This window comes from Rhizobium sp. P44RR-XXIV, assembly GCF_001999485.2.
Lineage (GTDB): Bacteria > Pseudomonadota > Alphaproteobacteria > Rhizobiales > Rhizobiaceae > Rhizobium.
The window spans coordinates 564,093-588,947 of record NZ_MPVZ02000027.1 but is presented as its reverse complement, the minus strand read 5'-3'; the positions used below and the strand labels follow the sequence as shown (position 1 = coordinate 588,947).

The 24,855-nt window shown below is 60.0% G+C and carries 21 protein-coding genes and 1 pseudogene; 9 read left to right on the top strand and 13 right to left on the bottom strand.

Going from position 1 to position 24,855, the window contains the following annotated elements:
- Window positions 1-43: 43 nt before the first annotated feature.
- The 7 genes and pseudogenes from BSK43_RS15030 to BSK43_RS15000 all read right to left on the bottom strand — a co-directional run bounded on the left by BSK43_RS15030 (window position 44) and on the right by BSK43_RS15000 (window position 7,737).
- Window positions 44-1,465: an FAD/NAD(P)-binding protein gene (locus BSK43_RS15030; protein WP_077470874.1), complete on the bottom strand. Its 1,422-nt coding sequence runs from the start codon at window positions 1,463-1,465 to the stop codon at window positions 44-46.
- A gap of 3 nt (window positions 1,466-1,468) precedes the next feature.
- A pseudogene (locus tag BSK43_RS15025) lies at window positions 1,469-2,703 on the bottom strand (acyl-CoA dehydrogenase family protein).
- A gap of 64 nt (window positions 2,704-2,767) precedes the next feature.
- On the bottom strand, window positions 2,768-3,826 hold the full coding sequence (locus tag BSK43_RS15020) for an aldo/keto reductase (protein WP_077470875.1): 1,059 nt from the start codon (window positions 3,824-3,826) through the stop codon (window positions 2,768-2,770).
- 15 nt (window positions 3,827-3,841) lie between these two features.
- The gene (locus BSK43_RS15015) at window positions 3,842-4,777 is read right to left on the bottom strand and encodes an oligopeptide/dipeptide ABC transporter ATP-binding protein (RefSeq protein ID WP_077470876.1); all 936 of its coding nucleotides are present in this window, start codon (window positions 4,775-4,777) and stop codon (window positions 3,842-3,844) included.
- The gene (locus BSK43_RS15010) at window positions 4,755-5,750 is read right to left on the bottom strand and encodes an ABC transporter ATP-binding protein (RefSeq protein WP_077470877.1); all 996 of its coding nucleotides are present in this window, start codon (window positions 5,748-5,750) and stop codon (window positions 4,755-4,757) included. The genes BSK43_RS15015 and BSK43_RS15010 overlap by 23 nt, the downstream gene beginning before the upstream one ends.
- Window positions 5,750-6,751: an ABC transporter permease gene (locus tag BSK43_RS15005; RefSeq protein WP_077470878.1), complete on the bottom strand. Its 1,002-nt coding sequence runs from the start codon at window positions 6,749-6,751 to the stop codon at window positions 5,750-5,752. Before BSK43_RS15005 ends, BSK43_RS15010 begins: the two co-directional genes overlap by 1 nt.
- The gene (locus tag BSK43_RS15000) at window positions 6,748-7,737 is read right to left on the bottom strand and encodes an ABC transporter permease (protein ID WP_077470879.1); all 990 of its coding nucleotides are present in this window, start codon (window positions 7,735-7,737) and stop codon (window positions 6,748-6,750) included. Before BSK43_RS15000 ends, BSK43_RS15005 begins: the two co-directional genes overlap by 4 nt.
- Before the next feature lie 287 nt (window positions 7,738-8,024).
- Between BSK43_RS15000 and BSK43_RS14995 the strand changes: the two genes are divergently transcribed.
- From BSK43_RS14995 to BSK43_RS14980, 4 genes are read left to right on the top strand one after another with little or no spacing between them, the layout of a single operon-like run.
- The gene (locus BSK43_RS14995) at window positions 8,025-9,629 is read left to right on the top strand and encodes an ABC transporter substrate-binding protein (RefSeq protein WP_077470880.1); all 1,605 of its coding nucleotides are present in this window, start codon (window positions 8,025-8,027) and stop codon (window positions 9,627-9,629) included.
- Between the two features lie 43 nt (window positions 9,630-9,672).
- Complete coding sequence (locus BSK43_RS14990; protein ID WP_077470881.1) at window positions 9,673-10,854, top strand: LLM class flavin-dependent oxidoreductase; 1,182 nt, start codon at window positions 9,673-9,675, stop codon at window positions 10,852-10,854.
- A gap of 11 nt (window positions 10,855-10,865) precedes the next feature.
- Window positions 10,866-11,903: an ABC transporter substrate-binding protein gene (locus BSK43_RS14985; protein WP_077470882.1), complete on the top strand. Its 1,038-nt coding sequence runs from the start codon at window positions 10,866-10,868 to the stop codon at window positions 11,901-11,903.
- 20 nt (window positions 11,904-11,923) lie between these two features.
- Complete coding sequence (locus BSK43_RS14980; protein ID WP_077470883.1) at window positions 11,924-13,084, top strand: acyl-CoA dehydrogenase family protein; 1,161 nt, start codon at window positions 11,924-11,926, stop codon at window positions 13,082-13,084.
- Between the two features lie 9 nt (window positions 13,085-13,093).
- Here the strand turns inward: BSK43_RS14980 and BSK43_RS14975 are convergent, their stop codons facing one another.
- Window positions 13,094-14,692 (bottom strand): ABC transporter substrate-binding protein, encoded by a 1,599-nt coding sequence (locus BSK43_RS14975; protein WP_077470884.1) that lies wholly within the window; start codon window positions 14,690-14,692, stop codon window positions 13,094-13,096.
- 292 nt (window positions 14,693-14,984) lie between these two features.
- Here BSK43_RS14975 and BSK43_RS14970 point away from each other — a divergent pair, with 292 nt between their 5' ends.
- Window positions 14,985-16,316, top strand: coding sequence for an NtaA/DmoA family FMN-dependent monooxygenase (locus BSK43_RS14970; RefSeq protein ID WP_077470885.1), 1,332 nt, complete (start codon window positions 14,985-14,987; stop codon window positions 16,314-16,316).
- A 407-nt stretch (window positions 16,317-16,723) separates the two neighbouring features.
- On the opposite strand, the gene BSK43_RS14965 is transcribed toward BSK43_RS14970, so the two are convergent.
- The 4 genes from BSK43_RS14965 to BSK43_RS14950 all read right to left on the bottom strand — a co-directional run bounded on the left by BSK43_RS14965 (window position 16,724) and on the right by BSK43_RS14950 (window position 19,740).
- The gene (locus tag BSK43_RS14965) at window positions 16,724-17,515 is read right to left on the bottom strand and encodes an amino acid ABC transporter ATP-binding protein (RefSeq protein WP_077470886.1); all 792 of its coding nucleotides are present in this window, start codon (window positions 17,513-17,515) and stop codon (window positions 16,724-16,726) included.
- On the bottom strand, window positions 17,512-18,180 hold the full coding sequence (locus tag BSK43_RS14960) for an amino acid ABC transporter permease (protein WP_077470887.1): 669 nt from the start codon (window positions 18,178-18,180) through the stop codon (window positions 17,512-17,514). The genes BSK43_RS14965 and BSK43_RS14960 overlap by 4 nt, the downstream gene beginning before the upstream one ends.
- Window positions 18,177-18,818: an amino acid ABC transporter permease gene (locus BSK43_RS14955; RefSeq protein WP_077470888.1), complete on the bottom strand. Its 642-nt coding sequence runs from the start codon at window positions 18,816-18,818 to the stop codon at window positions 18,177-18,179. The genes BSK43_RS14960 and BSK43_RS14955 overlap by 4 nt, the downstream gene beginning before the upstream one ends.
- 94 nt (window positions 18,819-18,912) lie before the next feature.
- Window positions 18,913-19,740, bottom strand: coding sequence for a transporter substrate-binding domain-containing protein (locus BSK43_RS14950; protein WP_077470889.1), 828 nt, complete (start codon window positions 19,738-19,740; stop codon window positions 18,913-18,915).
- Between the two features lie 227 nt (window positions 19,741-19,967).
- On the opposite strand from BSK43_RS14950, the gene hutC reads away from it, so the two are divergent.
- The 4 genes from hutC to BSK43_RS14930 all read left to right on the top strand — a co-directional run bounded on the left by hutC (window position 19,968) and on the right by BSK43_RS14930 (window position 23,652).
- Complete coding sequence (gene hutC, locus BSK43_RS14945) at window positions 19,968-20,711, top strand: histidine utilization repressor (RefSeq protein WP_077470890.1); 744 nt, start codon at window positions 19,968-19,970, stop codon at window positions 20,709-20,711.
- Window positions 20,708-21,649 (top strand): LysR substrate-binding domain-containing protein, encoded by a 942-nt coding sequence (locus tag BSK43_RS14940; RefSeq protein WP_077470891.1) that lies wholly within the window; start codon window positions 20,708-20,710, stop codon window positions 21,647-21,649. The genes hutC and BSK43_RS14940 overlap by 4 nt, the downstream gene beginning before the upstream one ends.
- 111 nt (window positions 21,650-21,760) lie before the next feature.
- Window positions 21,761-23,116 carry an LLM class flavin-dependent oxidoreductase gene (locus BSK43_RS14935; protein WP_077470892.1) on the top strand — a complete coding sequence of 452 codons (1,356 nt, stop codon included), beginning with the start codon at window positions 21,761-21,763 and terminating at the stop codon, window positions 23,114-23,116.
- On the top strand, window positions 23,113-23,652 hold the full coding sequence (locus BSK43_RS14930) for a flavin reductase family protein (protein ID WP_077470893.1): 540 nt from the start codon (window positions 23,113-23,115) through the stop codon (window positions 23,650-23,652). Before BSK43_RS14935 ends, BSK43_RS14930 begins: the two co-directional genes overlap by 4 nt.
- Here the strand turns inward: BSK43_RS14930 and BSK43_RS14925 are convergent.
- Window positions 23,629-24,792 (bottom strand): aminotransferase, encoded by a 1,164-nt coding sequence (locus tag BSK43_RS14925; protein ID WP_077470894.1) that lies wholly within the window; start codon window positions 24,790-24,792, stop codon window positions 23,629-23,631. The two genes, BSK43_RS14930 and BSK43_RS14925, sit on opposite strands and share 24 nt — an antisense overlap.
- Window positions 24,793-24,855 lie beyond the last annotated feature (63 nt).

Genomic DNA, 24,855 nt, shown 5'->3' with positions numbered 1-24,855 from the left:
ATTATAAAGGGGCGATGATACGCCCCTTTTTTATTGCCATGCTTTAAGAGGCAACAAGGGCAAGCGGCGTAAGCTTGCCCAAAATGCGGTCGGCAAGCGCGATCGCCTGGGCACGCTGTTCCGTGATCGAACTCGATTCCCAGGCCACGCCGCGCAGCGGATGGCCGATCGCGCTGATGTTGCGATGGATCCGCCCTTCCTCGGAGATGATATCACCATCGACAGTGGCATCGATGCCGAAGCCGGTGTTGTGCGGACGAACCTCACCGCTTTCGAGCAGGCTGCGGACAAAGGGGGCGGAAATGCGCCGCCAATCATGCAGTTGATGGCCACGGCAATCGATGACCCCGCCGAAAGAGCGCGTTTCAACACCGGTTCGGCTCTTCAACGTCGCCGAGATCCGGCGGCCGGCGGGCTTCATTGCGATCAATCTCGCCGTCTGGTGCCGGAGGCGGCCCTCGGCGATCGCCTGAGTGACGGCATGGTAGCTGTCCGGTGCCGCGCGATGCGCCGTCACATCCCAGAAAGCGCGAAGGTGGCGGGCAAAGCGCAAGCGCTCGACATCGTCAGCCTTTTGCCAAAGCGTCAGAATATGCGGTCTAATGGCGATTGGCAGACCTTGCCAGTCCTTGCCGGCTGCGGCAAGCGCGCGACGCTCCGACTTGACGATCGATAGCAACGAGCGTGCCGTTGTCGGAAATGCTTGTTCGGCAAGGAAGTCTCGCGCCGGTTCGGCATCCCGTCGGTCTTCGATGAATTGGCCCCGACGGGATATGACATGATATCCACCGCGAAAACCCCGCGCCTCCATGCTGGCCACCGCGTCGACCATCGACAGGCTGGAGCCGATCAGAAGAATCTCTTCAGCCTCCCGAAGGCGGTCGAGTACGGTGGCATCCCACGGTGAAGCCGCAAAAGCCGGATGGCCTGCGACAGGCGCTTCCCTCGGCGCGGGGTCGGGCTGGAACACGCCAAGAGCCAGAACCACCTCATCCGCTTCGATCTGTTTGCCATCCTCTGTTTTGATCCGAACCCTGTGCGGCGCGGCAATAAGTTCGGATGCCGAAGATCGGATATGCTGCAAAGTCGATCCGGCACGCGCCTGTGCGATCGCGCGGCTCAGCTCATCGCGGACGTAAGTGCCATAGAGATGGCGCGGCGGAAAGCTTGCGGAGATATCCGCAGGCAGCGTCCAGCCATAGCGCGAGGCATTGTCGGCGAGCCAGCGCGTCAGATGGTCCGGCTCTTCCGGATGAATTGAAAATGTGCCGGCCGGACCGTTGAGGAGATGGACAGCCTCGGTCGTGCTGTAGGCGACGCCGCGTCCAAGCTCCTCCCGAGGCTCCAGGATCGTGATCGATAGCGGGACTTCGGTCCGGTCGAGCAACTTGATAGCCGTCAATGCGCCGGCAAAACCGCCGCCGACGATGACGATCGAATGGTGTGAGCGTAAATCCGCGTGCATGGCTCAGAAGACCTTGCCTTCTTCCAGATGCGTCGCCGTGCCGTTGATGTAATAGTCGCCAACCACGCGTGCCTTGTGCAGCAGAGGGTTATGGTTGAGCACGGTACGGATATTGCGCCAGTGCCGGTCGAGATTGAGATGACGAGACGTCGCCGAACCACCGCCCAGTTCGAACACGTTGGTCGCAGCCGCAAGCGCCAGCTGTGATGCGACGATCTGGGTGCGTGCGGTCGTCAGGGCGCTTTCGACCAGAGCCGCCTCCAGCCTTTGCGGGTCATCACTGGCGAAGGCTTCCGCTGTCCGATCGAGCGCACGAGCGCTTTCGCGGATCAGCGTGTCGACGGCAAACGACCCGGCGGCGATCTCGCCCAGTATCTTCTGCACGAAGGGATCGGCATTGGCCGTCTCGGCCGCGCTATGGGCGCCGAGCGCGCCTGTTTGCGCACATAGTCCGTGCCCTCCGCAAGCACGCCGCGAACCGCACCTGCCATCGAGGCTGCCAGGTGAAGCTGGCGTAGCGTCGATGTATGACGGCCAATCAGCGTGTTCAGGCCGCGCGTCGAGATTTCATGCGGCAGGACCTCCACGTCCTCCAGCAGGACGCCGCCGCTTGCCGTCAGGCGCTGCCCCATGCCGTCCCAATCGTCGAGGATGGTGATCCCCTTGCGGTCGACGGGCAAAAGCACGCTCGCGAGCTGATCTTCATCATTCCTGGCGCTGAACGAGGCGAAATCGGCAAAGGCCGTGCCGGTCGCGTACCATTTGCGACCGTTGAGCCTGTAGCTTTCCCCTGATTTGGTCAGCCGCGCCGTCACATCGCCCGGGCGCCTGGTTCCCTGCTCGGTATGGGCGCCGCCAAAGAGCTTGCCGCCCAGGACACGGGAAAGCTGGGTGCGGTCGAGCGCACTGTTGGGATTGAGCAGCAAGGCCTCGGTAAAATTGAAGTGGCTTCTAAGCGCATGGGCAACGTTGGAATCGGCAGCCCCGATCGCCATGATCATGTCGATATAGTCGACCACCGAGCCGCCTGGCCCGCCGAGTGCTACGGGGATACGCAGGGCTCCGAGCCCGGCCTCCTTGAACAACCGAAAAGCCTCATGCGGCAGCTCACGTTCGAGGTCACGGCGTGCCGCTTCCTTTGCGATCTCCGCTGCAAGATCGGGTATCTTTGCCAGAAGTGCCGCACGATCGCTTGCAACGGGGGCGGCTGGAATGGCGGATGAGGCTGTATTCGGCATAGGGGGCTCTTTCGGCGCCAGGAGGAAACAGGCCCCACCGAGGTGAGGCCCGAAGCACGATCATTCAGGCAACGGCACGCGTCAGAGGCACGACGTTTTCCGCGTCGGCAGCGCCGCTAAGGGGAACCCGGCCTTCCACGGGATGGCTTGGATCGTTGAAGCCTGGCGTCGACGGGTGGCCGGTTGCAACCAGCCGGTCGACCAATGCTTCATCCTGTGCGTCGAGCTTGACGTCGAGGGCGCGGATATAGCTATCCCAGTGCTCCTCCGTGCGAGGGCCGGTGATGGCGGAGGTAATCAGTCTGTTGTTCAGCACCCAGGCGATCGCAAACTCGGTGGGCGTAACGCCCTTAGCCTTGGCGTGATCCGCGATCTCCTTGGCGATCGCGATCGATTCCGGGCGCCATTCGGTTTCGAGAATGCGCTTGTCGCCGCGGCCGGCGCGGGTATCGGCGGCCGGCGCCTGGCCCGGCTCATACTTGCCCGTCAATACGCCGCGCGCCAGCGGCGAATAGGAGACGACGCCAAGCCCGTAGTGATGGGCTGCCGGCAGTTGCTCGGCCTCGGCCGTGCGGTTGACGATGTTGTAGAGCGGCTGGCTTGCAACCGGGCGATCGATGCCGAGCTGATCGGCAAGATGGGAGATTTCGGCGATACGCCAACCCCGGAAATTCGACACGCCGAAATAACGCAGCTTGCCAGCGCGGATGAGATCGGCAATGGCGCGCACCGGCTCTTCCAGCGGTGCATCGAAGACGGCGCGGTGGAAATAGAGAATATCGATATAGTCGGTGTTGAGCCGGCGCAGTGAATTTTCGACAGTCTCGATCACCCATTTGCGTGAATGGCCGCCAAGGTTCGGGCCCTTCTTGTGCGAGTTGACGAATTTTGTCGCGAGAACCCAGTGATCCCGGTGCGCCTTGATGCCGCGACCGACCACTTCTTCCGACTTGCCGTCGTGATAGACATCGGCCGTGTCGATGAAATTGATCCCCTGCTCGCGGGCCTTGTCGATGATGCGGAAGGCAACATCATCCGGTGTCGGACCACCGAACATCATCGTTCCGAGATTGAGCGGCGACACCTTCAATGCGCTGCGTCCGAGATAGCGATAGTCGACCATGATTATTCTCCAGTTCTATTGGGCGTGATGGCAGGCGACTGAGTGACCGTCGCCGAATTGCGTGTAGGTGGGGTCATCACTCCGACAGATGTCGGTCGCGAGCGGACAACGGGTGTGGAAACGACAGCCGGTGGGCGGATTGTGAGGGCTCGGCAGATCGCCACTAATCGGTGCTGCCTGCTTGCGCCGTGACGGATCGGGTACGGCGGCGAGAAGCGCCCGCGTATAGGGATGCTTGGCCTCGTTCCAGAGCTTTGCCGTCGGAGCGCTCTCGACGATGCGCCCGAGATACATGACGAGGACACGATCGGCGAAATAACGCACAACCGAAAGATCGTGAGAGATGAACAGGTAGGAAAGCGATAGTTCGGACTTCATCTCGACCAAGAGATTGAGGATCTGTGCCTGGATCGAAAGATCAAGCGCCGAGACCGGCTCGTCGCATATCACCAGTTCCGGCTGCAGGATCAGCGCCCGGGCAATGCCGATGCGCTGGCGCTGGCCGCCGGAAAATTCGTGCGGATAGCGATCGAGAGAATCTGCAGGCAAGCCAACATGGCCGATCATCGAGGCAGCAATCGCTTCACGGCTCTTGCGATCGCCGATACCGTGAACGGCCAGCGGCGAGGTCAAGATGGTCCGGATCGTCTGGCGCGGATTGAGCGAGGCAAACGGATCCTGGAAGATCATCTGGATATGCCGGCGAACAGACCGCAATTCCATGCCCGTCATCGCGGCAACGTCACGCCCCTTGAAGGTCACCTGACCGGATGTCGGATTGACGAGACGCATCAGCGATTTGCCCAGCGTCGACTTGCCACAGCCGGATTCGCCGACAAGCGCGACCGTCTCACCCTCGACGATCTCAAGCGAAACATCATCCACGGCGCGCACTGTTCCATCCGCCGCCGGATAATGCGTCGAGAGCCTATCGACGGACAGAAGCGGCATAGGATGCCTCCGCAATGGCTGGAACATAGGGACAGGCAACCTCGCGCTCGGCCGAAAGCTGTACCAAAGCCGGGACGGAGGAACCGCATGCGGATCGCGCGACCGGACAGCGCGGACGGAACGCACAGCCCTCTTCTGCTGCCGCCGATACGATCGAACCCGGAATTTCCGTCAGTGGTCCATCGCGATAATGATAATTGGCCTTCAGCCGCGGCGACGCCGCAAGCAGCCCTTGCGTGTAGGGATGGTATGGCGTTTCGAAGAGCACGTCGGGCAGGCCCTGCTCGATCTTGCGGCCGGCATACATCACGACGACCCGATCGGCCCATTGGGCGACGATGCCGAGATCATGGGTGATCAAAATGACAGCCATGTTCAGCTGGCTGCGCAGGCGATCGAGCAGTTGCAGCACCTGGTCCTGGATCGTCACGTCGAGCGCCGTCGTCGCCTCATCGGCGATCAGCAGTCTCGGGCTGCAAGCAACCGCGATCGCGATCATCACGCGCTGGCGCATGCCGCCGGAAAGCTGATGCGGATAGTCGTCCACCCGCTTTGCCGCATCGGGGATGCTGACGAGATCGAGCAATTCGATCGCGCGCAGGCGGGCCTGCTTATGATTGAGCTTCTCATGGATGCGCAAGACCTCTACGATCTGATCGCCAATCCTCATCACCGGATTGAGCGAGGTCATCGGCTCCTGGAAGATCATGGCAATGTCACGCCCGCGAATGCCGCGCAGGTCTTTCTCGGGTAATTTCAGCAAATCCCGCCCATCGAAGAGGATTTCGCCGCCTGTCTTGGCATGCTGCGGCAGCAGCCCCATCAGCCCCAAGGCGGTCAGCGATTTCCCCGAACCGGACTCGCCGACGATCGCCAGCATCTCGCCCGGCGTGGCGGCGAAGCTCACACCTTTGACCGGTCGGGCATTGCCAAATCCGACCGAGAGATCGCGGACCTCCAGAAGCCTCGACATTAGCGCTCCTCCGAGAAACGAGGATTAAGCGCATCATTCAGCCCGTCGCCGATGAGATTGAGCGCAAGCACCGTAAACACGATGGCAAGGCCCGGGAGCGCGGTCAGATACCAGGCCGTGCGGATGACATCGCGCCCGGAACCGATCATCGACCCCCAGGATACGCGGTTGGGGTCACCAAGTCCCATGAAGGACAGGGCCGATTCCATCAGGATGGCACTTGCGACCATCACCGACGAGGTGACGATCAGCGGCGGCAGCGCGTTCGGCAGGATTTCGCGGAAAATGATACGGGCATGCCCGAAGCCGAGGCTGCGGGCAGCAAGCACATAATCCTTCTCGCGGATAGCGCGGAATTCGGCGCGCGTCAGGCGTGCAACGGTCGGCCAGCTGACGATGGCGATCGCGGTTGTGACGGTCGTGGTGGTCGGCTGTGCGATTGCGACCAGCACCACGAGGAGCACGAAGCTCGGTATGGTCTGGAAGATTTCGATGAGCTTGACGAGGAGGTCGTCGACCAGGCCACCGAAATAGCCGGCAAATGCGCCAACAGTCACGCCCACTCCAAGCCCGAGCAAGGTTGCGGCAATGCCGACGGTCAGCGAAATCCAGGCGCCATGCAGTATGCCGGCAAGCACATCACGCCCCATGGAATCCGTGCCGAGCGGATAGGCGGCATTCTGACCGGGCCAGAGGAAGGGTCGCGCCACCATTTCCAGTGGATCGCCGGGATAGAGCACCGGCGCAAGCAGTGCGGCGACGGCAATGATCGCCAGAACGACAATGCCGAAAAGCGCATTCGGATTTGACAGGAAGACCTTCAGCTCCCGGCCGCGTCCCTGCCGTCGCGCCTCCGCCACGGCTGTCGTGCGCGCATCCGGCGCATGAATATGCGTCCAACGGTCCCCCGGCACAGGAGCAGAGTTCGGTTCCAACTCCGGTGTTCCGGCGCTGATCTCATTTTCCGAGGTGGAATAAATTCTGAGCGGCTGTGCTTTCATCGACTTGCTCCGATCCTGGGATCGAGCCAGGCCTGCAGAAGATCGACCGCGGCATTGGCGATGATCACGAGAAACGACGAGAGAAGCAGGATGCCGAGCAGGACGCTGAAGTCGCGAGCCATGACCGCCTCGAAAGCGAGCCGCCCGAGACCGGGCCAGCTGTAGACGGTCTCGACGACAACTGCGCCACCCAGCATGCCGCCGAAATGCATGCCTGCCATGGTGGTGATCGGGACCAGCGCATTGCGCAGCATGTGGCGCGTCGTCAGCACGAAGGGGGAGACGCCCTTTGCCCGTGCCGTGCGCACAAAATCCTGAGACCTGACTTCCAGCATCGCTGCGCGCGTCAATCTCGCGTAGATGGCGAGATAGAACAGCGCCAGGGATGTCGCCGGCAGGATCATGTAGCGGGCGCGATCGAGAAGCGCCGGCAAGCCCGTCAGCCGCGAGCCGATGGTGCTGTCACCGCCGCTCGGCAGCCAGCCAAGCTTGACGGAGAAGAGCAGGATCAGCATCAGGCCAATCCAGAACCCCGGGATCGAATAGAACAGTAGCGAGATGATGGAGATCAGCCGATCGGGCAGCCGGCCGGCGAAGACCGCCATCAGAGATCCCAGCACTAGGCCGACCACGATGGCGATGGCCAGCGCGACCAGCATCAGGGTGAGCGTGCCCGGCAGGCGCTGTCCGATGAGATCAGCGACCGGCATGCCGTAGCGGGGCGAAAAGCCCAGGCTGAAATGGGCGAGATTGTTCAGATAGTTTGCAAGCTGCACCAGGATTGGATTGTCGAGGCCGAAACGCTCCCTTAGCGCAGCCATGGTCTCCACAGTCGCCGACCCTGCCTCTGCCGCCATGACATCAGCCGCATCTCCCGGCGCCAGCTTCAACAGGAAGAAATTCAGGATGACGATGCCAAGCACGGTCGGCACCGCCTGAATGGCCGTTCGCCGTATTGTTTGTCCTATCCGCTTGTAAGCTGACATCGCAACTCCCGGGCAGCGCCATGAAATTTGTAGACGCTGCATCGCAATAGTAGTTGACTAAATCTGTAGCTTTTGTCAAATCAGTATTGGTAAATATTTCCAGAAACCATCATTTCCTCCGTATGTATTAGTAATTTTTACCGACAAATATCCCGTATGCAGGTCAACTTTCCAAGTTGCCGGTGAGACGAGATAAAAAACCCTAAAGGATCCGCTTCTTCGGGAACATAAAACCAGGGACCGCCGCACAAGCAAAAGACGGTTCCATTTTGCTAGGCCAGACCCAGATGAAAAAATTTCCGGCAATCACCCGCCGCAATCTTCTGCTTGCTTCCGCAGCCTTCGGCGCGACCATCGCAGCCGGTCTGCCGGCCCTTGCCGCCCCTGCCCGCGGTGGCACGGCCGTCTTCCTTCTCTCGGCGGAGCCACCGGTCCTGACGACGATCGCCCATACGGCATTCAACTCGGTCTATGTCTCGCCCAAGACGACCGAAGGACTGCTCACCTATGATTTCGATCTCAATCCGCAGCCATTGCTCGCCACGCAATGGAGCGTGAGCGCTAATGGGTTGCGCTATACGTTCAAGCTGCGCGAGGGCGTCAAATGGCATGACGGCAAGCCGTTCACCTCCGCCGACGTCGCCTTTTCAATCAAAACCCTCAAGGATGTGCACCCACGCGGGCGCAACACCTTCCTCAATCTTGTCGAGATCGAGACCCCCGATCCGCTGACCGCGATCCTGGTTCTCTCCAAGCCCGCGCCTTATCTGATCACGGCCCTGGCCGCATCCGAATCCCCGATCGTGCCGCGCCATCTTTACGAAGGCACAAAGATTGCCGAAAATCCGGTCAATCTGGCGCCCATCGGCACCGGTCCCTTCAAGTTCAAGGAATGGGTGCGCGGTAGCCATATCGTTTATGAGCGCAATCCCGACTACTGGGATCAGCCTCGGCCCTATCTCGACCAACTGATCGTCCGCTTCATACCGGATGCGGCCGCACGGTCCATCGCAATCGAGACGGGTGAAATCGATCTGGCGCCATCGACACCGGTTCCTCTCAGCGATCTCGAACGTTTCAAGGACCTGCCGAATCTGGCGTTTGAGACCCGCGGCTACCAATATTCCAACGGCGTCAGCCGTATCGAATTCAACCTAGAGCGCCCGGTCTTCAAGGACATCCGTGTGCGCCAGGCCTTCGCACACGTTATCGACCGGAAGGTGATCCGAAACACCATCAACTATGGTTATGGCGAGCCGATCCCCGGGCCGATAAATCCCAATCTGACGAAGTGGTTTGTCGCTGATTTGAAGACCTATCCGATCGATCTTGCTGCCGCCGAGAAGCTGCTCGACGAAGCCGGCCATCCCCGCGGTTCGGATGGCGTGCGCCTGCGCGTCAGCCTCGATTACGTGCCGAGCGGCGAACCCTATAGCCGCGGCTCCGAATATATCCGCCAGGCCCTCGCGAAGGTCGGCGTCGACGTTACCGTGCGCAGCCAGGATTTCGCCACCTACACCAAGCGCATCTACACCGACCGCGATTTTGATTTTGCCTATGAGGGCATGAGCAATCTCTTCGACCCGACGGTCGGCGTGCAGCGGCTTTACTGGAGCAAGAACTTCAAGCCTGGCGTGCCGTTCTCGAATGGGTCGGCCTACAGCAATCCGAAGGTCGACGCCCTGCTCGAAGCCGCCGCAATCGAAGTCGATCCCAACAAGCGTGTCGAGCAATGGCGCGAGATCCAGCAGATCCTGGTCGAGGATCTGCCCGCGATCGACATCGTCAGTCAGCCGGAATTGACCATATACAACAAGCGCATAGCCGACCACACGCTGGGTGGCGAAGGCGTCGGCGGCAGCCTTGCCTACGCCTATATCGCCTCCGCCTGAGGGCAGCAGCCAAAGCTCGAACCATCGAAAGCAAGCGAACGCCATGTCCATCCAACACGCGCCCGGCTCCATCGTCGGGCTTCCGAAATTTCCCGCGCCGACGGATTTTCCGGACAGTCCTTTGTCGCAGGCTCTGGCGACGCAACCGGTTCTGCTCGGCCTGTTTCTGCCGATCCAGGCCGGCGGCTGGACGCAGTCGACGCTCGAACGCTCGACCGACTGGCGCTTCGACTACAACAAGGCGCTGACCTTGCGGGCGGAAGAGCTGGGCTTCGATCTGGTCTTCGCGCTGTCGCAATGGCTCCCGAAAGGCGGCTACGGTGGCGTGTTCGATGGACAGGCGCTCGACAGCTTCGTCTCGACAGCCGCCCTTGCGGGCCTCACGAAGAAGATCATGCTGATTTCGACCATGCATGTCCTTTATGGACCATGGCACCCGCTGCACCTTGCCAAGTTCGGCGCCACCCTCGATCACATCACTGGCGGCCGCTGGGGCATCAATGTCGTCACCGGGCACAGAGCCGTCGAACATGAAATGTTCGGCTGGCCGCGCATCGAGCATGACAAGCGCTATGAGCTGGCGGCGGAATTCCTCGAAGTCGTGCAGCGGCTGTGGGGCGATAGCGAAAATTACTCCTTCGAAGGTCAGAGCAGTTGGAAACTCGGCGGCGGCTTCGTCACGCCGAAACCGAATTTCGGCCGGCCGATCCTGGTGAACGCCACCGGCTCGGATGCCGGCATCGCCTTCGCCGCCCGCTATTCGGACATCGTCTTCATCACCAGCCCGACGGGCGCCGATATCGACAGCGCGCTTGCCTCCCTGCCCGCCCATACGAAGAGAGTGAAGGATGCGGCTACCGATATCGGCCGCACTGTGCGCACGCTCCTGAACCCGATGGTCATCTGTCGGCCAACCGAGAAGGAAGCCTGGGAGCTCGCCGACCGCATCGTTGCCCATGGTGACCAGCGCTCACCGCAGGGTTTCCAGTCATTGAGTTCCGACGCACACGCCTGGAAGGGCCGCGACGCGCATGACCCTTATCGTTTCATCGGCGGCAATATCCGCGTCATCGGCTCGCCGGAGCAGGTGGTCGACCAATTCGTCAAATTGAAAGCTGCCGGCGTCGACGGCCTGCAGCTCAGCTTCTTCGATTTTCGCGACGATCTGGAATTCTTCGGCAGCGACGTGCTGCCGCTGATGAAACAGGCCGGCCTGCGCAACTGAAAGGGACGATCATGACCAGCAATGCCATTTCCGAAATCTGGTACACACGCTGCCCCGTGCCGACGCCTGTCGGTCTTGCGGCACAGCTTGGCTATCTCGAAGAGGGCTTCCGTGCCGAGGGCGTGACGCTGAAGTCGATCATCGATTCACCCGACCGCAATATCCGCCAGAGCCATTTCAACCATACGCTCGACTGGTCCTTCCGCCATGGCGGCAACGTGCCACCCATTCGCGCCCGCTCCGAAGGCCGCCGCACGCGCCTTGTCGGCATTACCTGGACGGATGAGTTTCAGGCAATCATCACCCTGCCCGAAACCGGGATCAAGACGACCAAGGACCTGAAAGGCCGCCGCTTCGGCATCGCCCGACGTCCGGACGGGATCGTCGACTTCATGCGCGCTACGGCGCTGAAAGGCCTGATCTCGGCGCTATCGCTCGAGGGCCTGTCCCAGACGGACGTGGAGATTGTCGAGATAGCGCTTGCCGATTCAGTGCTTGCGAGCCAGGAGGGGCCATCGCTCTTCGGCCTGAAACGACGGCAGGCCTACGGCGAGGAGATTGCCGCCCTTCTGCGCGGCGACGTGGATGCGATCTACGTCAAGGGAACGGCTGGCATCAATGTCGCCAATCTCATCGGCGCCGTTCAGGTTGCCGAGTTCGGCTTTCATCCCGATCCGAAGATCCGTATCAATTCCGGCTCGCCACGCGTGCTGACCGTGGATGAACTGCTTGCCGAGGAGCGTCCCGATCTCGTTCGCAAGCTCATCGAGGCGATCTTCAAGGCGAGCGCCTGGGCGCAGGCCCACCCCGAAGAAACGAGACGTTTCGTGGCACGCGAATCCGGCGCGACGGAAGAGCAGGTGTTTGCCGCCAACGGCCCGGAGGTTCATCGACATCTGGGCCTCGGACTGGAGCCGGCGCTTGTCGACGCCGTGGAGCACTACAAGAACTTCCTGCGCGACTTCGGCTTTCTGGCCGCGGATTTCGACATCGCAGACTGGGTGGACCGCCGGCATATCGATGGCTTTGCGGCTCGCGCAGTTGCCTGACGAAAGGCGCAAAGACCGATATGACTGAAGAGCTTCACCATGTGATCGGCAGGGCGAAGCGCCTTGCCGATGATTTTTCGGCGACAGCCGCCCATCACGATGCGACCGGTGAGTTTCCATTCGAAAACTTCGACAGGCTTTTCGAGGCCGGTCTTTTAGGGCTTGTGAGCGCGGAGGAATACGGCGGCCTTGGCGAGGGCCTGACCGCGGCCCAGGCCGTTATCAGCGAGATAGCCCGCGGCGAGCCCTCGACCGCCCTCGTGCTGGCGATGCATTACAACTCGCATTTTACCATCCGGCGCTTCGGCGAATGGCCGGCTCATCTTGCGGAAAGAGTGCTGTCAGCAAACCAACGCGGGATCGCGCTGATCAACAACGCACAGGCAGAACCGCGTATCGGCTCTCCCGCCCATGGCGCCCTCCCCGAAACGATCGCCCGCCGCGATGGTAATCGCTGGCGCATCTCCGGTCATAAGAGCTACGTCACCGGCATTCCCGTTTTGAAGTGGGTCTCGCTGCTTGCCCTGACCGACGAGGACCAGCCGCGCCGCGCTTCGTTTCTCGTGCCGACCGACGCCCATGGCCTTCGCGTCGAGAAGAGCTGGAACGCAGCGGGCATGCATGCGACGGCAAGTGACGACATCATCCTTGATGACGTGTCGATCCCGTTGGATGACCTCATCGAAGGCCAACCGGCCGCAGAGCCAATCCGGCGCGACGAGCACGCGGCCGCCTTCTTTTTCGGCCTGATCGGCGCCGTCTATCACGGTGTGGCAAGGTCGGCGCGCGACCGTCTGATCAGCTTCGTCAGCCAACACGCCCCGGCCAGCCTCGGCGCACCCATTGCCACGGTGCCACGCATCCAGGACGGGCTTGGCGACATAGAGGTGCGGCTTGCCACCAATGCACGCTTGCTGCGATCGCTTGGAGAGGATGTCGATGCCGGCAGGCCTGTGGGGATGGACGGCATGAATGTTCGTCACGTCGTCATCGACAATGCCGTTGCCATCACCAGCCTGGCGCTCGACCTTGCCGGTAATCCAGGCCTCAATCGCGACTTCCAGCTTGAACGGCACCATCGCGATGCGATCACCGCCCGCTCCCACGCACCGCAAAGTCACATGATCCGCACGATCGCGGCAAGGAATGCATTGAGCCGGCTGAATGTAGCCGGCTCCTAGTGTCACTTCTCAGGCGCTCGGGCTAAGCCAGATCTGTCCGAAGCTGTTGTTGATCCCTTGCGCACCTGGCGCGAAGTTCTTCACGCGCTTGTTGGCGACGATCTGCGCGCCTGCCGCGACCAGGTCAACCGACACCACGTCGTCATGAATGACGTGCTGGAATTTGTACCAGATCTCACGGCGCTTGGCTTCATCCGGCTCGGTGGCGGCTGCCTCCAGAAGCGCATCGACCTCCGGGTTGGCGTAGTGGCTGGCATTGGAGAACACCAGGCCGATCTTGAAATTCTTCGACCAATAGGCGCGCTGCACCCCGAGCGTCGGGTCAAAGGTGTTGGACAGCGACTCGATGACCAGATCCCAGGCACGATCCGTGTAGACGGTCTTCAGGAAGGTCGCGAGATCGAGCTTCAGGATTTCGGCATCGATGCCGACAACGGCAAGCGACTGCTTGATGAAATCGGCATAGGAGGGCTGCAGGAAGGAATTATAGGCGAGCCGCAGCTTGAACCGCGTCCCGTTGGCGCCGCGCGGGTAGCCGGCATCGTCCAACAGCTTATTGGCAAGCTTCGGATCGGGCTCGCGTGCCTTGATGCTCGGATCATACCATTTCGGCAGTGCGGTGCTGATCGGACTTGGCGAGACCTGGCCGTAGCCAAACAGGGCGATATCGACGAGCTTCTGCAGATCGATGGCGTGGGCGATGGCGAGGCGCACGTCCTTCTTGGTCAGGATCTCGTTCTCGTAGTTGAAGAACAGCTGTTGCTGCGGCCCCGAATAGGCATAGGTCGTGGTATCGACGACGAGATTGGCATTGGCCTTCAATCGCTCGATGTCCGATAGAGGAACCGGGTTCGCCCCGATGTCGATCTCGCCGGTTTCCAGCGCTGCGGCTCTGGCCGCCGGATCAAGGATAACCCGCAGGACGATGCGGTCGAGATAGGGCTTCGGCGCATCCCAGTAATCCGGATTGCGATCGAAGATCAGATGGCTGCCGGGCACCCATTCCTTGAGAATGAATGGACCTGTGCCGATCGTCTGCGCGAGGGTCGGCTGCTCGGTCGGCTTGAAGGTCTCGTAGACATGTTTCGGCACGATCGGCGATTCCGAACTGCCGAGCGCCGAGATCAGATAGGGCGCCGGCTTGGAAAGCACGATGATGGCCGTTAGCGGATCGGGTGTCTCGACCGATGTGACGTTCTGATAGGTGATGCGCCCACGCGGATGCGCTTCCTTCAGGCGAAAAATCGTGAACTTGACGTCCTCTGAGGTGAAATCCTTGCCATCATGCCACTTGACGCCTTTGCGGAGCGCGAAGGTATAGCGCAGGCCGTCGGCACTTGCAGACCACGACGTCGCCAGGAGCGGAGTGGGATTGAGATCATAGTCGAAATCGAGCAACCCCTCGTTCACCTTAGGCCCGATCGCCTGGCCTGTGCCTGAAGAGGTGTTGATGGCAATCAGCGCGGTGGGGTCGGGGTAATAGGCCCAGTTGAGGGTTCCGCCACTGACCGGTATGTCTGCGGCATCTGCGAGTTGCGGAATACCGAACGCCAGGCCGGCACCCCCGAGCAGCAGCAATTGGTGAAATTGGCGGCGATTGATCGACATTGGCTTTGCTCCGATGGATTGGCATAGGCTTTGGGCTCAGCGTCCCATTCCCTGCAGGATTCTTGGGAAAGTCCGAAATCCAAAGACAGTTTTTCTAGCGCACGACGAAAGCAATCCTTCGCGCGGCGCAAGATATTTGCCTGAAGGTCGGAACGGCTCCGCGCCATGCTCCCTCTCATCGAAAGGCTGGAAGTTAATTCCCTCTGCTCCAGTAATATTAGTCTACAAATTCTGTAGGGAATTGATGTTACGCACTAGCGTGCATGGCCTTCCAGAACGAAAGCCCAGCCGCATGACAATTTCGAAACGACAGCTCAATCTCAATGTCGGCATCAACACAACAGGCTATCTTGGCAATGCCTGGCGGTATCGCACCGGCAGCCGACATGACATCAACGATCCCGGCTATTATCGGCGGCTGACCGAGCTGGCGCATAAGGGGCTGTTCGACGCGGTGTTCTTCTCGGACCACCCCGCATTGATGACCGATCCGAACGCGCCGTTCCATACCATCGATCCCCTGATCCTATGCACGGCCCTGGCCGCACAAGTGCCCGACATCGGCTTCGTCGCAACCATGTCATCAACCTATAATTCGCCCTATAATCTTGCCCGGCGCACCCAGTCGACGGACATCATTTCCGGCGGTCGTCTGATCATCAACATCGTATCGTCCTTCAACCCGAATGTCGCCGCCAACTTCGGAGCAGAGCCATTGCCGCCGCGCAGCGAGCGCTATGCGAAAGCATCCGAATTCCTCGATGTCGCCAAACAGCTCTGGTCGAGCTGGGACCCGGCACGCGAGGGCGATATTCCCGAAAGCCGCTTCTGGGATGCGGCAAGCGCACAGGCAATCGACCATGCTGGAGATTATTTCACGGTAAAGGGACCACTCAATGTCCCGGTCGGCCCCCAGGGCCATCCCGTCATCGCGCAGGCCGGTGCTTCTGAAGGCGGCATCGAACTTGCCGCACGGCATGGCGAGATTATCTATTGCAACATTCTCTCGCGCGCAGCCGGCCAGGCTTTCGGCAAGAAAGTCAGACATCGCGCCATCGAACTTGGACGAGATCCCGCCGGGATCCGTATCGTCCCGGGTCTTGTCGCTATCCTGGGGGAAACGCGGGCCGAGGCGCTGCGCAAGCACGAGCTTTTCAGCGGCACCGGCTCGGAAGAAGGCTTGCTCGCCCGCTTTGTCAAAGACAACGGCATCGATCCGCATGATTTCGATCCCGATGCCGTTCTGGAGGCCGAGCGTTTCATCCCCGATCCCAACCGTATCCAGGCTGTCGGAATGGGCCTTGGCCTGTCCGATCTACTCGCGCATGAAAAGCTGACGGCGCGCCAGGCCGTACGGCGCTCCGAAGGCCATCACCGGCTGGTGCTGGGCACACCTGAGGAGGTCGCCGACGCCATCATCGATCTATGGGCAGACGGGACAGTCGATGGCTACACTCTGCAGCCGCCGCGCGCACCCGATGATATCGAAGAGTTCGTCGACAAGGTCGTCCCGATCCTTCAGGAACGGGGCGTCTTTAGAACGTCCTATGAGGGGAGAACGATTCGGGACCGCTATGGTTTGCCCTATCCTTTCAAAAGCAACAGCAACTCTGGAGCATTCTAAGCCGGCTCGAGCCAGTTCGAGCTTCCGGCCCAATTGTTCCGTTGTGCGAGGGGCTTTCCACCGGCAGCCAAGAGTCTCTGTCTTGAAAGGATGAGAACCGATGGCCTCTCAATCTACCTGACGTTAAACCGTTGAGAAAGCGTAGGTATTCTCGTGCTCTAATCGGAGCTTGCTGAGGAAAGGAAACGCAATCCTTCAAAAATGACTGCGTAGTTGTAGGGTTCGCGTTGGTGTAACAGATCCTCGGCGTGTGGGTTGGTGGAAGATATGATCATAGGCACCGGTCGCCAAACTGGCTTTCATCTCGGCTCTGCCAATGGCTTGGAGATCTGTGGCGAGCAGCCGGCCCCAAGCACGTCCCCTGGAGTAATAGCTTGGCGCCGGCTTAAGACGCGCTTGACTCGATGTCAGAGCAGCATCGACGCCCCACGGTCGAGATAGGTATCCAGAAACTGCTCCAGACGCGGATTTCTCGGCTTCTTGAAAACCTCCTGTGGCGGCCCGGTGAACTGCACCTTGCCGTGGTCGAGGAAAATGATCTGCTGGCCGACTGTTGCGGCGAACCCTATCTCGTGTGAAACGACAACCATCGTCATGCCTTCGGCGGCCAGATCCCGCATCACATTCAGCACTTCGCCCGTCAGTTCCGGATCGAGCGATGAGGTTGGCTCGTCAAACAGCATGATCTTCGGCTTTAACGCCAGTGCACGGGCGATCGCCACGCGCTGCTGCTGTCCGCCTGAGAGCTGCGAGGGATAGTGCCCGGCACGCGCTTCCAGGCCGACCTTGATAAGTTGCGCCATCGCCGCATCCTCAGCCTGCTTTCGGCTCATCTTGTGAACCATTTTCAGCGCCTCGCTGACATTGCCGAGCGCTGTCATATGCGGCCAGAGATTGAACTGCTGGAACACCATGCCGATTTGCGCGCGGATGGCACGGTTGACGCCAGCCGAAACGCGCTCGCGCCGTCCTTGCGCATCCTCGATGAAACCAAGCACCTCGCCGTTGATGGAGATCGTTCCGCGCGTTGCCTCCTCGAGAAAAGCCATGCAGCGCAAAAGCGTGCTCTTGCCGGAGCCGGACGGTCCGATGAGGCAGGAAACCTGCCCCGGTTCGATGGCAAGATCGATGCCATGAAGAACTGTGGTCTCTCCGAAAGTCTTGACAAGATTGCGGACTGCTATTGCGGGGACGCTCATGCGTTGAAAAACCTGAATCTGGAGAGTTTCTTTTCGGCAAGATTGCCAAGCCAACCGGTGACTTCGACGAGTACCCAGTAGAAGAGTGCCAGCGCAGAAAGCGCTTCGACGAAGGCATATTGCTGCGATCCGATTGCGCTCAGCGTTGCCGTCAGCTCCGGAACGGTGATGATGGACAGGACCGCCGTCTCCTTCATCAGGATGACCACCATGTTCACGGACGGTGGTAGCACCAGCATCGTCATCTCAGGCAAGAGAATGCGCCTGATGATCTGCCCCCGGGTCAGGCCGACGCATTCGCCTGCCTCGATATGCCCCTTCGGCACGGCCTGAAAGCCGGAGCGGAAGATTTCGCTGAAATAGGCCGCGCCATAGATCGAAATACCGATCAAACCGGCAGGCAGAGGATCGAGCTCGAGGCCGACGAAGGGGCCACCATAGTAGACAAGGAAGATCTGGATGAGAAACGGGGTACCGCGCAACACGGCCACGATGGCACCCAGTATCGTGTCGACCACCATGCCGCCATATTGCCGGGCAATCGCCATCAGGAAGCCTATGACGGCCGCCGCAACGGTGCCGAGTATCCAGATCAGGATCGTCACGCCCGCGCCGCTGAGGATGGCGGGCCATTGCCCGATAAGCACATTGATGTCGAAGGTCATCGCGGCACCCCAGGCAATCTGCTTTCGATCAGGCCGCCGGCAAGCGCCACCAGCCAGTTGATCGCGAGATAGACAAGGCCAGCGGATGCGAAGATCTGCAGCGGCAGAAAGGTGCTCCCGGCAAGATCCTGCGCCATGCGGGTCAGCTCGACAATACCGACGACCGAGACCAGCGATGATGCCTTCAGAATGAGGATCGCCTCGTTGACAAGAGCTGGAAATGTCAGGCGCAGAGCAATTGGCACCTTGATACGGCGGAAGATCTGGCGCGGCGTCAACCCGACCATCTCTGCCGACTCCACCAGGCCGAGAGGCACGCTGGCAAAGCCGCCACGCAGGTTCTCCGCCTGATACGCGGCCGTGCAGAGCGACAGGCCGATGATCGCTGCAACAATGCTTGGCACATTGATTCCGACGGCTGGAAGCAGATTATAGATCAACAGCAATTGCACCAGCAGCGGCACGCCGCGAAAAAAACTGATGAAAATCTGGGCAGGTCGCACAAAAAGGCTCCGCTTCGTCAGAAGCATTCCCGAAATGAGGATCGCGATCGCAAAGCCAATAAAGATCGACACGAGGCTGATCGCCACCGTGTAGATGGACGCCTGCAGAAGCAACCCAAAGAGCTCGAAGGACATTGAGATTTCGCCCGCTTGGTAATCAGGACGCTTTGATCCCGTTTATCGGCCATGCCTCGGCAAAAGCTGGGCACGGCCGATTTCCGGAAATTGATCAGAATGCAGGGTCCTTGACGGAATCCGGCGTATCAAAGCTCGCGCCGAACCACTTCTTTTGCAGCGTCGCCATACGGCCGTCGGCCTTGATTTTCAGCATGGCGGCGTCGATGGCGTCCATCAACGGCGCATGATCAGCATCCTTCAGGCCGATGAAGCCGAAATAGGATTTCTTGCCGAAGGGCGGTAGCACGACTTCGAACGTGCCTTCACGCTGTTTGGCGACAAAAGCGATATTCGGCAGCGAGTTGGCGACGCCGGCGATGCGGCCGGCCGCGAGATCCGCATAGGATTCCGTAAAGGCCGGATACTCACGGATATCGGCCTTCGTCGGCAGCGTGTCAGAGAACTCCTTGAGCTGATCGAGCTGGGCAGTGGCCTTGCCAACGCCGATCTTCTTGCCGGCGATGTCTTCCGGCTTGTTGATCGTCTTGTCACCAGCCTTCTTCAGGATCGCAATCGTTGCTTCAGCCAGCGGCGGCGTAAAGCGATAACGCTCCATGCGCTTCTTGGTAATCGTTGCCGGCCCGGCAACGACGTCGAATTTGCCGGCTTCAAGCGCCGGGAAAACGCCGTCCCATGGCAAGGTGACCCATTCGATCTTTACGCCGAGTTCCTTGCCGATCTCATCGAATAGATCGACGTTCAAGCCGACATGTTTGCCGGCATCGATGAAATCGAATGGTGCGAAGGCGGTCTCGGTGCCAACCTTCAGCGTACCCGCGGCCTTGATGGCGGCAAGCGTATCGGCCGCATGGGCCGAAATCGTGGCACCAAACAAAAGTGCTGCGCCAACCAGCCCCTTCAGAAGCGAATTCTTCCTCATGTTTTCTCTCCAGTTTTTTGCCCTTCCGGTGGAAGGTTCAAGTTCCCCAAGCGTTGTCCCGCCGAGCAGATTTCTATGATCCGCTTTTGTCTATACAAATAGATACGGGCTGGCCTACACTGTCAAACGCAAAACTCGATAGAAGCAATATTTGTGCCTAGTAATGGCAATAGCCCCATCAAAAACGGCTTTCACGGAAACTGCGTGTCATCGGAGCAAGGCGAGCGTTGGTCTCAATTCATCAGAGAATTTTCGAAGACATCGAAGCCAGGATCATGAGTGGCGCCTGGCCGCCCGGTCACCGCATACCCTCCGAGCACGAGTTGCTGAAGGAGTATCAATGCTCCCGGATGACCGTGAACAAGGCGCTTTCAGCCCTGGCGGAACGTGGTGTCATCATACGCCGCCGCAAGATTGGTTCTTTCGTCGCCTCGCCGCAGATCGACCGCACGGTGATGGACATTCAGGACATTTCAACGGAAGCTGCGTTGGCGGGGCATGACCATAGCTACAGGATCCTCATGCGAAGGATCGAAACGCTGGATGCCAGCACCGCGACGCAACTTGGCGAAACAGCAGGAGCCGAAATCCTGCGGGTTCACTGCTTGCATGTGGTGGACGCCAAACCGATCGCGCTGGAGCGACGCATCATCATGCTCGCGATGGTTCCATCAGCCCGAACCGAAAGCTTTGCTATGGTTCCGCCCGGCAAATGGTTGCTGGACCTAGTGCCCTGGTCGAAGGCGAGGCATGTCATTCGTGCCTTTTCGACCGATGCCGTCACGGCGCGTCTGCTCGAAACCGAGCGTGGCGAGGCCTGCCTCAGACTTATCCGACAGACATGGCAGAACAGCCACACGGTCACTTACGTCGAGATCATCCATCCCGGCGACCGGTTTCAGTTCGCCGGCGACTTTCATCCGACTGAGAGAGGCGTCATGGATCAACTGCCACGGAGAAGCATCTCTTGACCGAAAAACAGGCTATCAGGGCGGTTCCACTCAAGGGCTTGCAAGCCTTCGAAGCCGTCGGCCGTTGTGGTGGCGTCAGCGCCGCCGCCCTGGAGCTGAAGGTTTCCCCCGGCGCGATCAGCCAACAGATCCGAAAGATCGAGAGCTTTCTCGGCGTCACCTTGCTGGAGCGCAACGGCCGCACCGCGGAACTTACCCAATGGGGGCGGCTCTATCATCAGGAAATATCGAAGGGCTTCGAGCAATTCGCATTGGCAGAACAGATTTTGGAGCGAGCACGCAACGAAAACGCCCTGGTTCTCAGCGCCCTGTCTTCCGTCGTCAACAAATGGATAGCGCGCCGGATCTTCGACTGGCAGGCCCTTCATCCGAATGCGCATGTCAGGGTCGTCGGCCGTGACAAGGAACCGCGCATGGGCTTCGACGATATCGATTTCCGCATCAGTTACGGATCGGATGTGCTTCAGCATGAACATTATACGGAGTTGTTTCGTGATTGGGTCGTACCCGCCTGCTCGCCGGCACTGATCAAGGGCAAGGCGCCCTCTGTCGCACGGCTTCTCGAATATCCACTCCTGCATGTCGAATGGGAGCGGCATTTTACGCCCTATCCGAGTTGGCGCGAATTCGCCGCAAAAACGGGAGTTACACTCGAGGAGAGTACTGCGGGCCTTTCCTTCACCCTGTCGAGCAGCGCCATCGATGCCGCCGTTAACAAACGCGGCGTCGTCCTCGCACAGATGTCGATGATTGCCGATGAGCTCGAGGCGCAAACGCTCGTCATTCCCGTCGACACACGCATTCCATTGCGCGAAAGCTACTTTCTCGCCTGGGACCGGGCGGCCTTGCAAAAACCGCACGGACTCCAGTTCCGCGATTGGCTCATTGCCATTTCCCGTCAGCAGGCCTTGGCATCGGCACCCCGCCCGACATTTTAGGAAAACTAAAACGGAACCCAGCTGCACGATATTGATGAAAATTTATACCTGGCGATAATTTACGCATTCGCCTCCAAGAGGACGGCGAGACCGGCAAAACAGGAGAGCTCAATGGCGCGGACCGACAAGATGAAACTCGGGACTTTCGTCTATACGTTCGGCTTTCATCCTGCCTCCTGGCTACATCCGGAAAGTGATGTCAAAGGCGCGAACGACTTCGCTCATCTGCTCGATGTCGCCAAACGATCCGAGGCAGCCAAATTCGATTTCATGTTCATGGCGGATTCTCCCGCCGCCGCTGTTGGCGACCCGAGCGCGCTTGCCCGCATTCCAACCAAGATGAACCGCTTCGAGCCCCTCTCACTGCTTTCAGCATTGGCCGTTACGACCAACGATCTCGGTCTCGTGGCAACGCTCTCGACAAGTTACTATGAGCCATACAACGTCGCGCGCCTGTTTTCCTCGATCGACCATCTGAGCAAGGGCCGCGCCTGCTGGAATGTCGTCACCTCCGACCATGACGAGACCGGCTACAACTTCAACCGCGAGGGACTCGATCCGCATGCGCTGCGTTACGAGCGCGGCAACGAGTTCGTCGATGTCGTCTTCGGCCTTTGGGACAGCTTCGAGGAAGGCGCGCTCCTTCTCGATCGCGAAAACGGCGTCTACTACGACAAGGACAAGCACCACACGCTCAATCACAAAGGCAAGCACTTCCAGGTTCGCGGTCCGCTCAACATCGCGCGCACGCCCCAGGGTCGTCCTGTCATCGCCCAGGCGGGCGGTTCGGAACCCGGCATGGACATGGCGGCACGCACAGCCGAGATCGTCTTCAGTCTGGCATCGAATATCGAGCGAAATCGATCCTTCTACGAAAATGTCAAAGGCCGGATGGCGGCCTATGGGCGCGATCGAGACGAACTGAAAATCATGCCGGGCATCGTTATCAATGTCGGGGAAACCGAGGCCGAGGCAAAGGCGAAGGTGGACTATCTGATCGACAAGATGCATCCCGATGTTGGGCGGCTAATGCTCTCCGAATTCCTGGAGGCGGACCTGCGCGACGTGGCGCTCGACCAGCCATTCCCGATGGATCGGCTACCGGCAGCGCCAAAGGGATCACGTGCCCTGTTCGACGAATTGGTCGATTTCGTCAAGAGCGGGCACACCGTCGGCGAACTCATCCGGCACTATGCCGAAAAGCATACCGGAAACGGCATAACGGGTACGCCGGCCCAGATCGCCGACTTCATGGAGGAGTGGTTCGAGACGCGCGCCGCTGACGGCTTTATCCTGATGTTTCCGACCTTGCCGTCCAGTCTCGACGACTTCGTGCGGCTTGTCTTGCCGGAACTTCGCCGCCGCGGCCTGTTCCGTGAGGAATATGAGGGCAAGACCTTGCGCGAAAACCTCGGTCTTTCGACGCCGGCAAACCGCTTTGCCAAAACGCAAGCGCCAGTCAGATGAACGATAAGGCCTTGATCACCGACACCGAATTCAAGCTTTCGATGCGCCGTCTGGCCGGTGCGGTCAGCGTGATTACCGTCGGAGACGGACAAGACCGTACCGGCTTCACCGCAACGTCGGTCTCCTCGTTTTCGGGGGAACCGCCTTCCGTCATCGTCAGCGTCAACCGCGCCTCGTCCTCATGGCCGGTACTGCAGCGCTATGGCTGCTTCTGCGTCAACGTGCTTGCGGCCGACCAGCGGCAGGTGGCGCAATCCTTCGCCGGCCTTGATGGGCGCAAAGGCGTTGAACGCTACAGCGATGCGGGATGGTATCGCCTCAAGACCGGCGCACCGGTACTTGAAAATGCCCTCACGGTCCTGGACTGCGAGCTCGAAACCGCATTTCACCATCATTCCCATGCCATTCTGATCGGGCATATCCGCGCGATCGAGATCAGGCAGGACATAGGACCGCTTCTCTATTGGCAAGGCGATTATCATGACCTTCCGGCAGAGGTTCATCGCCACCGCCTAGCCGAGCCGTTGCGACAATAGCTCTATCGAGCCGACATCCGCGTTTGCGAAGGCAAGTCTGAGGTAACGCTCCTGCCCCTCGCCGAAATAAGCTCCGGGGATGCAGACAACGCCAGCCTCCCTGGCAAGCCGTTCAGCGACCTCGGACGATGACCGATCGGCAAAGGGATGGCGAACGAAGGCGAAATAGGCGCCGATCGCTGCAATCTCCCAGCCCGCCAGCCCTGAGACGGCCAGTCTCAACGCATCTGCGCGGCGAGCAATCTCCAGCCGGTTGCCGGCCCGCCAATCGGCGAGAACAGGCAGGGCCGATGCAACAGCGATCTGGGCCGAACGCGGTGCGCAGATCTGCATGTTGTCCATCACCTTCGCGATCTCGGCGATGAGCCTAGGTCCTGCCGTGATGGCACCCAGTCGATGGCCGGGAATGCAGAAGGATTTCGAAAAGCTGTAGAGAAGAACGAGCGTATCCTCCCAACCAGGCTCAGACAGAAGAAAGTGCGGGCGGCCGTAACCCTCGGCCAGGAAGTCGCGATAGGTTTCATCGAGGACCAGCCAGGCACCATGTTTGCGGCAAAGCACAAACAGCTCGTGAAGCAGGCTCGGCGGATAGACGGCTCCTGTCGGATTGTTGGGCGTAACGACGGCCAGCATCTTTGCACCGGCCGCAAGTGCAACCTCGGCCGACCGCAAATCGGGAAGAAAGCCGGCGGCAGGATCGCAATGGACCAATTGCCTCCCGATGCCCAGCATCGACAGCGTCGTATCATGGTTGAAATAGAAGGGATTGGTAAGTGCTACGGTATCGTCTGCTCCCGCGAGCGCGATCGCCGTACACATGAAAGCCTGATTGCAGCCGGCAGTAATGTGGATATTGCCGGCGGAAAGCTCGGCGCCGTAAAGCTCGGCAAGATGCGCCGCATAGGCAGCTCGCAAGAGAGGTTCGCCTTCGATCGGCCCATATCCCGTCATGACCTGTTGTCCGGCCGCCTCGCCAAGAAGCCGCAGCATCTCCGGATGCGCGGGATAGCCGGGCACGGCTTGCGACAGATCGATGAGTGGCCCTTTTCCTCCCTTATATTCGCGGCCCCAGGCGATGACGGAGGGAATGGGCGGGGCAGAGAGGCGGGCAACGAGTGAATTGGATTTTGCGACGGTCATATCGATTTCTCTTTGATACCGATTGCTACAACGATACCAATTGCGTTCTCAACCTCTTTGTTG